This is a genomic window from uncultured Tateyamaria sp. (assembly GCF_947497045.1).
Classification (GTDB): Bacteria; Pseudomonadota; Alphaproteobacteria; order Rhodobacterales; family Rhodobacteraceae; genus Tateyamaria.
This window is the reverse complement of the sequence record NZ_CANMEU010000022.1, coordinates 1-9,991: the sequence shown is the minus strand read 5'-3', so window position 1 is coordinate 9,991 and position 9,991 is coordinate 1. Positions and strand designations below refer to the sequence as shown.

Here is a 9,991-nt window from a genome sequence, read left to right as displayed (position 1 = left end):
CAAGGGTTACGATGAGCGAAAGACACTCCCTTAGCAAAACAATGCTGTCTGTCTCAAAGGCCGTGACGGGTTACAATATCGACGAAGAAGTGTCCAAACGGCGTGCTCACTGGGTGCAAGGCCACTTTATGCGCAACCGTGCTGGCGGAATAAGCTGGAGAAACCCACATGTAAGGGGCGCTGGCCCTCTCATTGAACAAGAACGCCACGTGTCGTTCGATGAAGAGTAATCGCACGTATTACCATCCGTTTCTTCCCATGAAAAAACTCGTCAAAACTTTCCTCACGAAAGTTTCTGAAAGTTCTTGCAGGGTCAGCTCACCATTCCTCAGCCAGCATGATCGTTAGCACCCGGCGGGTCTTGCTGAGGTCGGTGGGATCATCCGAGCCCATGGAATAGTCGTTGTCATACGCGTCGATCTTCCAAAAGCAGTTTTCACCCAGATATTCAAAGGTGCCAAAGTCGTGCTCCCCGTGCGTGTCATTGTCCTCTGTGAACACATTGAATTCACTAACAATCTGGATGATCTCATCGCAATCCACTGCATGCCGTTCGAGCAGCTCGATGATGCCAGCGGTGAGGAACCGCATCCCTGGCACGCTGGGATCACATCGTCGGAACTGATCGTTCAATTCGGCGATACGCTGGACTGTGGGTGACGCCATGTGGACCTCTTAGCGTTGGGTCCAATCCAGTTATGGCGATGTGGTTATGAGAGCGACTTAAGACTTAGCATCATCACTTTTGCATATGTGAGCACTTCCATACCGAGCCGCTGATATCGACAGGCGGGGCCCTTTGCTAGTCACACAGCTTTTCCAGGAATTTCTCCAGTGATTTCATAGGGTCTGGATCATCGCCCACGATGGTCTTCACTCCCCACTTCTGAAGGACCCTTTCTTCAATCGGGTTCGGCCTGGGCAAGAAGATATATGAGTCCGGCTTATGTGCTTGGTGCGCTGACGAATCCCACATCTCCCATAGCCTGTGCAAAAGCATTCTAACGTTGATGTCTGACAGGCTGTAACCAATAAATAGCACTGGGTTCGCAAGCACGTCAGAACGCAGCCTAATGTCCAATGGTGATTCAAACGAAAGCCGGTTGAAGTAGTCGGTCTCAGTTAGAACGATCGATTCATCACTGTCAAAGTCGCCATGTAGCTTAATGACCTGGTGATCGCTTTGTTCGACCGAAAGAAAATCCCTAACGTCAACAATTTTTCGCACATTCTTGCCTGCCAACTCGAATGCTCGTTCGATATTGCTGTCATAGTTTGTCGTGTAGATTTTGGGAAACGAGAGTTCGGCGATTAGTCGATGTACGGCTGAACCCTGAATCTTACTGTCCTCAAAATTCCACCCTTTGTCCATCCAACTCCGCAGAGGCCCAATTGTTCCTCGTTCGAGCTTATAGTATTCGGCAAGCGTCAAGTAATTTGTGCTAAGCGCGCGAAAGACTTCGGGCTCGTAGCCCAGCTCAGTGCCAATATGATCAATTAGCTCGCCCCATGTTGGAGCACCAAGAGTTGCAGACACGCCTGCTCCGGCAAATAGGATCACTCTTTGCTCAGAAATAGCATTCTTCAAGTCATCAACCATCAATTTTGACCTTCAAAAATTCAGCAAAGCTCTCGAGTGCTCGACGGCGCATCGATATTTCATTTTTCCTATCACCTAGTTCTGCAAAGGTTTCCGTTTCCCCTTTTGGCACAAAGACACAGTCCCACTGGAAGTCTCGGTTACCTCGTGGCTCAGCAGCAATACTCCCTTCAACTTCTCCCTCGAATTGGTGGATACGTTTCCCATCGCAAAAGGCAATTCGAGTGGACGCCACAACTGTTGGATCAGGAAGACTTCCGAATAGCTTTGACACGTTATCTGCCTGTAGAGTGTCCCAGAAAACCTGCGTCAATCCACCGGGAAACCCGTTCAAGGCCGAAATTTTTAAACTTGTGTGCTCAACAAAGATGGGCTGACTGACTCTTTGAAATGCCCTGATACATTTGCCATGGACCAACTTTGGGACATCAATAGTTTGGATTTCACTGATCTTGTAATCAACAGCTACAATCTCGATATCTATTCCGGATAAAATATCCTCTACTTCTCTGATCTTATGAGGGTTTCCCGACAAGAATCTTAGGGCGCGCAAGGTGTTCTCCCTACAAACAGCATACGAAAGCGACCATAGCAGGAACATGGGGAGCCTGACCATCAACGAAAATAAGCATCCGACACTTGATCTTCATTGCCATCTTCGGGGTACCATTACACCCGGCCATGCGACGGAGCTCGCACAAAAGCATGCAATTACGTTACCAAAATCCGTCGCTGGCGACGGCTACGCTTTTAGTGGCTTTGACAACTTCTTGACCTTGTACGACCAAGTCGGCCATGTAGTTCGTTCTGCACAGGATTTGCACGAAATTGCTTACAGGTATTTGCGAAAGGTAGCCAAGCAGGGAACTTGTTACGTTGAATTCATGATTTCCCCCGGACACTCGATAGCGAATGGGATAGACTTTGGCTCTCAAATCAGTGCTTTGAGCGACGCGTTAGATATCGCTCAAGCTGAGTTTGGCGTCTTTGGCTGTATTATTGTCACCTGTGTAAGACACAGAGGATCTGAAGAAGCTGTGAATGTTGCTGAGTTGGCGTCTAGGGTCAATAACCGTTACCTTCGCGGTTTTGGCCTAACGGGAAATGAGCACAAGTTCGACGTTGAAGATTTTGTTGGCGCATTCGCGGTAGCGCAAAGCTCAGGTCTAGAGTTGACAGCGCATGTTGGTGAATGGAGCCCAGCAGCAGAAGTGACCAACGCAGTAAACAAGCTAAACCTCAAACGCGTAGGTCACGGCATTTCAGTCGCAGCGGAACCGAGCATAATGGCTGAGCTTGCCGAGAGGAAAACCGGCTTTGAAATCTGTTTGTCGAGCAATGTACAACTTGGAGCAAGTAGGTGCTACGAAACTCATCCAGTTCGACAACTGCTAAACGCCGGTTGCAAAGTGGCACTATCTACTGATGATCCAGCGTACTTTGACACAACGCCTTTTCGCGAATTGTCTCTAGCCACTCAGTGCCTTGACCTGACCTCAAACCAAATCGATGGAATTACCGCTGACAGCATTGAGATGGCGTTTTGTGACGAGTCGACGAAGCAAGCTCTTCGTCAGAAAATTAACTCATTATATCAACGTACTAGCCCCAAGTCATAACTCCCAAAGCACCATAAGCACGGCAAGGAGCGTTGCTAGGCTGCTGTGCTAGAACTGTGCTAGGTGCACGGCGCGGCGCTCACAACTAACTGTGCTAACTGAGCATTTTCCGACTGTGCTAACACTGTGATAGGGTATTTTGGGGTTTTCAGCGGTTTGCGCTTCAACGCAGAAATCTCGCAAGCTATTGTTTTTAATTGATTTAATTGGTGCCCGGGGGCGGAATCGAACCACCGACACGAGGATTTTCAATGCGCGTCATGGTTGGTTAAGTCGTTGAAATTGTTGGATCGAAATCAAACTGTGCTAGCGATGTGCTAAGTTGAGCACGAACACGCGGATCTTTCGGATCGTGGAATTCCAGGCAATTAGCAGTTTAACGCACGAGATCATTTTGCCGGCTTTCGAGCATGGAGCAGCGGCTTGTAATTGGTAGAAATATTGATCCGTCGAAGCCAGGGAAACATTGGAGCAAAGATCATATCACATTGCGGCAAGGAGTTGAACAAAGACCATTTTAGCTTTTGCAGAACTTCGCACCAACCCCTGAGGCGTCCGATTAACTCAATGAGACTTTATACAAAATCAAAACAGTTCACCCCTACCTGCATAACAGCTAAAAAGGCCGACCAACAAAATGAGCTCGCCAACTACCATCTGAATTGGGTTTACGATGCGGTATGGAAATCATCTTAGTCCTCAAAGAAATAAACGTCTTTGAAGCTGTCGATATCGAATCGATGAAGAGATCGATTAACCTTAATCAGTATCCCTTTGTAGTTTTTTTGAATGTGGCTAATTACTGAAACAGTAAAATCTACATCCCATGTATCAACGTGCACCTCTCCTATATGATTGAAAACCTTCGGTTCGAAGACACCTCTGGTTTTTTTGCAAATGACCACTTCATTTAGGAGAACATCTGAACTTGCACGATCTTCAATTTGTAGGATTGCGTCGCGCAATGCAACCATATTGTCAGAGTATAGTTTTTCGAATCCTCGCCCACTCCTCAGGTAGTCCCAACCAGAAGAAATCTGGTTTAACAAAGCATACTGTTTTTCTAGCGGTATCCGTCGGCCTTCATTGAGTGCCATATAAAAATCGGGTGTCTTCGCGTCACAGTACTCCCGTTCAATGACCTCAAGCGCCAGATCGCTGTCATGATTGTTGTAGATATAAGCCTTTTCAAGCATTATCCATTCGCCAGAATCTGGCGAATTCTCCAAGGCATTTTGGAGTATTCTAATTGGAACATTACGATATCGAGGTGCCCGTTCCTTTGAGATTGGACGCATTCGGCGGATAAGTTGCACATACTCCTCGTAACAATCAAATGGAATATTGTGAAGCAATTCGAAAATACTCTCAACGAAGTCTCGCACGGCATGATCACTGTCGGCGCGATCAACGAACCTTGAAATCTCGCTCAGTACGTCGCCATTATATGATTCAGATCCATTTTCGCTATCTATCAAAAATCTTATGGTGCCGTGCCATTGATCCTTTTCACATAAACTTGAGATCAGGGACCTGGGTCGAAATGACACAAAATGTTCGGCCGCAAGATACTCCAAAAAACTGCGATGGGAGAAATCAACGAAACCGCCAGTTGGTTCGCGAACAACAGCAACACGCTCAATCAAAAATCCCACGATCTCAGCGTCAGATATATCTACAAATATGTCTGACGCATAGTTCTTTCGAAAAAGGCCAATCCATTCCTGTACAGTTTCTATCTTTTCCTCAAGTTGATAGTTCGGGTTGTGATCTGAAGCTTCTTGCATAGAGTATGCAATGAATCCCAGAATTCGTTTTCGCGCCGATTTGTCGAGTTGTCGGAACTTTTTTTCAATTGGCACTCCGCGTATTTCGTCACGTGATTGTACCAAAATTTCGATTGCACTCCCATAGAGACTCTTGGGAGTGTTCGGCAGCCTTCCTTTATTCAACAAATTTACCAAGCACAGGAGTGCACAAAACATTGGTGTTCTAGCCAAGTCACTTAAACCTACCGTATCGTTTTCAGGAAGGAGTGCCTGCTTTAACTGATGGCGCATTACGTCCAAGCTAGAAACAAGGTCGGGGTGAATCCTGTTTTTCTGAATGCCGGAATGCCAGCGATCAATAAATGTATCTATTTCGGAGCGCCGCAGCCCAAGTATTCTAAAGTCCAGAAAACCTTCCGGGGGCTTCCATTCCCACTGCGCACTACGATACTCATTCGGATTCATTTTGGTTGGGTCTTTGAAGAAGCCCTCACCGTCATGCGTATGAAATAAATTTCTAGACGTAACAACTATCTTCGAGTTTGGGTAATCTTCTTTAACCTTTGCAACGAAGGACCAAAATTCAGAACGCATTTCGAATGGCACTTCGTCAACGCCGTCCAACATTACTATGCAGCGGCGGTTCGTCAGACACGAAGCCATCCATTCACTTCCAAGTTGCAAAAACAAGTCCTGGTCAACGCACGTGGCTCGGAAGCAGTTGATAAGTGAAAAATCTGCTTCATGTTTTGAAATCAACGTACGAAGTGGGACAAGAAACGGTATCGTCCCACTTTCTTTGCATGCCTGGAGAGCTAACCATTGAAGCAGTGTAGTTTTACCGCATCCCGGGTTTCCACGCAAACAAACGTAACGGGTATCATCCACGACGGTTTCAGCGTTGATCGAAACTCTGTCGGCGTCAACAGTGCTGTCCAAAAACAGGGATACAAAGGAAGTTCGTAAATCACTAATGTAGGCATCGCTCTTGAGAAAACTGTCGAACCCACTCAACATTACACTTTCATTACGGCTAACTACGTATTTCGCATAGGATCGGATATCGCTTTCAGATATTTCTTTGGAACCTAGGCTGCCTTTCGTGTCACCTGAGTTTTCTAGGATTTCTACTGTAGAGATAGCGCGCTGAACTTCGTCTGACATGCGATTGAACAGCGGTATCTTACGATCAATGTACTGGCCCAATTCAGAAAGAATTTCTTCGGATATTTCACTTACTTGAATATATTCGTTTTTTTCAATGAACGTCGTCAGATCTTGTTCAAGTGAAATTTTCGCTCTAGCCGGGTCAAAAAATAGTCTTTCAAGCAGGGGAAAGAGAAAATCAGGTTTGCCGTCATCGACGATTGCTTTGAAGTAACGTTCGACTGACCTAACCTGTGCTTCGCCATATTTTTGGCGTTGGATTATAGCGAACTCTGCAAGGTGCCCTTCGACTTCTTCGAGTACTTGAGCCGGAAGGTTTAGATATGCGCGTAGCCCTAAGTCGTGTTTTGAAGTGCGCATTAGTCGTGCATATATGTAGTTCGCGCAGATGCGTGAACCGATGCTTTTTCCCACCCCTACGGCTGTGGTTACCAGATCCATCACAAGGTCCTTTTGTTAAATCAAGACCATCGAACGAAATTTCCGCACAGCAAGGGTCGTCCCCTATGAGACAATATGAGGCTAAATTTGGCAAGTATCGGTGCAAGTAGGTTCATTTTCCAAGCTAGAAGGTGATGTAAGATACCAAATGCCGTGCTTTGGCGTTTCTCCTTGACACTCAATTCACACTCAGACTTGGAAGCGCGGGCGTTCGGTGAGATATTTCCTTGATCCAATCGGATTGCAAAGTAGTTTCTGGGAGTGATTTCGGCGCGCTAGTCTTCAACGGCTTGTTTATGGGTCAATGACTAAACTGCATAGAATATGGAACATAACGAAATACAAATTTTCCGCGCCTGTGCCCTACCAACTTCATATCCTTGGTAGTCAGAAAACGGTCGTTCTCCCCGCCAGGTGGCAACATAACAAAAACAGCTCTCCGGTAGGAAAGCTTTATGTTTCAGTCACTTGGCGGAGAACGGATGAAACAGGCAAAAGTGTTATCTTCTGAGGAACTCAAGCGTGTGATGGCCATCTGCGCAAGCATGCAGAACGGTAAACGCAACAGGTTGATGCTCATGCTGTCACATTATGCTGGGATGCGTGTGGGTGAGATCGCCTCACTCAAATGGGCGGATGTGCTGGATCGTGAGATGAAGCCGAAAGCGATGTTTTACCTCAAAGCGGAGAACACAAAAGCCAAGGAAGCACGCCAAGTGCATCTGAACGCCAAGCTACAGCGGGAGTTGGCAACCTACTGGGCGCAACTGGATCGATGGAAGAAACTGGAACGTCCAGTGATCGAGTCCCAAAAGGGTGGCCCTTTCACCCCAAACAGCATGGTCCAAGCTTTCGCCCGTGTGTTTGATGCTGCTGGGATCGATGATGCATCTTCACACAGCGGGCGGCGTTGGTTCATCACACGCATGGCACATGCTGGGATTTCGCCAAAGGTGATCATGGAGCTGGCTGGGCACAAACAGCTGACCACCACGCAACGCTATATTGACGTGTCGGATGAACAGAAGCGCGGCGCAGTTGAAGTGCTGTAACTCTAAACCGAAACTTTCGTGACGAAAATCTAAGCCATTTATTGCGGCAAACATGGGCCAGCGAAGCCAACGTATTACAAAATTTCTGCACAAGAATAATAATGACTTCTTCGATCAAGGGTGCCAGATTCAAAGATGCCAAAATGCCAAAAATAAGCATGAAAAACAATGCCCTATTTGAAAGCAAGATCATTTATCGACACAATCACACACCACTGTATCCATGAGGAACGGTTGGACCTGCCAGGACCAACGAACCCACTACATGATTGGGCTGTCACTGTCATGTAAACTAGTGGCACCTGCGAAACGCCCGCTGGTCTGCCCCCTCTGGTCTGTCACGAGGTGCGGTTCAAACAAAAACCAAAAAGGGGGACGAGGTGGGTTTGGTTGCTGTTCAGCACGGCCAAGACACCTTGGGGTCGTGATGGTCACCACCGTCTCACAGACAGCCATGTAGCCATCGAAATCATCTACAAGACCCAAACCGTGACAACGCGATTTGACTATGGTCCGGACTGGCTCAGAGCGCAGAATTTGAAGGAAGCAGTTGAGTACTTGAGTTGCACTTGCGAAAAAAAGCCCACTGAACCATCACAATGGCTGTTTCCCACCGTGCAAGCAGATCATGCAAAGGTCACACCAGATGACGGTTTACACCTGATCACATCCCACCAGGCATCTTGAACTCCGGTTTAGAAAACAGTTTGGGGCCGCACATTGGCCCCAAACTTTCTTGCTGGTGCACCGCTATATGGTGGCGGTGATCTCAGCTGGATTACCCTTGTTGGACAGCATCAACGGCAACGTGATCGAACTGCTGACTGGAAAATCCTGCGGAATGATGCGGAGAGCTGAAAGCCCTTCCAATCCGTCCAAAAGCTCAAGCTCAAACTCTGTGCCGTAGTCTTCCGCCAACTGCAATAATGCCTCGGCGGTTTTGAAATCGAAGAACCGAGTTGTTGAGAAAACTGGAGTCGCACCGCTGGTCATAATGCCAAGTTGCTTACGGTGCTTGCTTTCCAACGGATGCACCAGATTCAATCCGTCGGGATCGGCTTCGAGTTTCATCATGTTTTTGAACGCGCTGTGGCCGATCCTCGGAATGTTGGCATATTCGTCGCGCCACCCTTGCAGTTGGACCATAAGCGAACGATCCAAACGGTAACGGGCAACGGGCTCCAAAGTGGGGTCAATGGCCTTCCACTGAGCCAGCCCACTCACATTCTGCAGGGTAGCGGGAGAGGTATCTCCATTTTCATCCTTAAGTGTGATGGCCCCATTCTCAGCGGACCATGTCCATTCAGCAAAGCGTGGAAAGTCACTGACAAAACGCTTTGCATGCCGCCCCTGCATAGCAACAGTGTCTTGGAGCACTTCACCAGGCAACTGGGCATCCGGCCAAATTTCAACGCACGGCGTGTTAGGATGAGTGGTGATTGTCCTTGCATGAAAACGCTGATCTTTTTCGCGGAACTCCAATGCATCCAACAACCTAAACTTCTTTAGAACCGGTGCATCGAAGTCTGACTTTTGCAATGCTTCACCGATTTGGACCTTCTGCTGGTCATCTTCCTCCCGCTGCTTGATAATCTGTGCAGCGTATTGATCGAATTGTGCTTGTGTGGTGTTTTCATCCAGCAGTGGCAGTTTCGCTGTCTTCGCAGCATCAGACCAAGACTTTCGGGAGGCATGATCAGGCAGGAACCGACTATAGAGATCGCAACTCACGTAGAGCCAATAGAGTTTCTTGTCAGCCAGCTTTTTTCGGGTGCGTTTGGCTTCGGCGGGAACCAGTGCGGACACCTTTTTTTGCATAACCTCTTGCTTCACCATTTGTTCGTTTACAAAGCCAAGCACTTTGAAGTCATCGTCTTGAACCTTAACGATGGCGGTGGCGAAACCCGTCTCCGTCTTTGGCTTTCTCAGATCGTCAGAGAATTTTGCCACTGGCAAACCACCAAGCTCGCCCAAATGTTGGATGGATCGCTGAAACCGATCCTCGTCATCTTCGACATAATCGTCCAAGTAGTCATAGCGGAATTTCTTGAGCGCCTCTTTGTAAAACGCATCCAACGAGCTTGCTTTGAGCTTTTCAACCAACGCAGGTCCGTCCATTCCTTTTTCGTCGGCAAAGCGCAGAACGGCGCGATATCGCGATAATGTGGGTGCGGAATGGATGGCATCGCCCTCCACGTCTTTTTGGTTGAATGCGACGCTAACCAATACGTGGAAAATGGTTACATCACATTTGCTGCTCCATCGCTTGTCCGTCATCAAATGGTTTGAGACAGATGGCGGTTTGACTTTGAGGAGTCGTCGCTCATCTGGGCTTAGTTAAGC

The 9,991-nt window shown here is 47.7% G+C and carries 8 protein-coding genes; 3 read left to right on the top strand and 5 right to left on the bottom strand.

Annotation, left to right across the window (positions count from 1 at the left end):
* Nucleotides 1-230, top strand: a 230-nt coding sequence (locus tag Q0859_RS20960; protein ID WP_299155016.1) for a hypothetical protein, incomplete at its 5' end; no start/stop codon positions are given.
* Nucleotides 231-318: 88 nt separating this feature from the next.
* Here the strand turns inward: Q0859_RS20960 and Q0859_RS20955 are convergent.
* The 3 genes from Q0859_RS20955 to Q0859_RS20945 form a co-directional block, all read right to left on the bottom strand.
* Nucleotides 319-666 (bottom strand): DUF3768 domain-containing protein, encoded by a 348-nt coding sequence (locus tag Q0859_RS20955; protein ID WP_299155014.1) that lies wholly within the window; start codon nt 664-666, stop codon nt 319-321.
* 136 nt (nt 667-802) lie between these two features.
* Nucleotides 803-1,600: an SIR2 family protein gene (locus tag Q0859_RS20950; protein ID WP_299155011.1), complete on the bottom strand. Its 798-nt coding sequence runs from the start codon at nt 1,598-1,600 to the stop codon at nt 803-805.
* On the bottom strand, nt 1,593-2,153 hold the full coding sequence (locus Q0859_RS20945) for a non-canonical purine NTP pyrophosphatase (RefSeq protein WP_299155009.1): 561 nt from the start codon (nt 2,151-2,153) through the stop codon (nt 1,593-1,595). Before Q0859_RS20945 ends, Q0859_RS20950 begins: the two co-directional genes overlap by 8 nt.
* Before the next feature lie 46 nt (nt 2,154-2,199).
* On the opposite strand from Q0859_RS20945, the gene add reads away from it, so the two are divergent.
* The gene (add, locus tag Q0859_RS20940; protein WP_299155006.1) at nt 2,200-3,219 is read left to right on the top strand and encodes an adenosine deaminase; all 1,020 of its coding nucleotides are present in this window, start codon (nt 2,200-2,202) and stop codon (nt 3,217-3,219) included.
* 692 nt (nt 3,220-3,911) lie between these two features.
* Here add and Q0859_RS20935 read toward each other — a convergent pair.
* On the bottom strand, nt 3,912-6,596 hold the full coding sequence (locus Q0859_RS20935; protein ID WP_299155003.1) for an NACHT domain-containing protein: 2,685 nt from the start codon (nt 6,594-6,596) through the stop codon (nt 3,912-3,914).
* 455 nt (nt 6,597-7,051) lie between these two features.
* On the opposite strand from Q0859_RS20935, the gene Q0859_RS20930 reads away from it, so the two are divergent.
* Nucleotides 7,052-7,648: a site-specific integrase gene (locus Q0859_RS20930; protein ID WP_299155000.1), complete on the top strand. Its 597-nt coding sequence runs from the start codon at nt 7,052-7,054 to the stop codon at nt 7,646-7,648.
* A 750-nt stretch (nt 7,649-8,398) separates the two neighbouring features.
* On the opposite strand, the gene Q0859_RS20925 is transcribed toward Q0859_RS20930, so the two are convergent.
* Nucleotides 8,399-9,925 carry a hypothetical protein gene (locus Q0859_RS20925; protein WP_299154999.1) on the bottom strand — a complete coding sequence of 509 codons (1,527 nt, stop codon included), beginning with the start codon at nt 9,923-9,925 and terminating at the stop codon, nt 8,399-8,401.
* Nucleotides 9,926-9,991 lie beyond the last annotated feature (66 nt).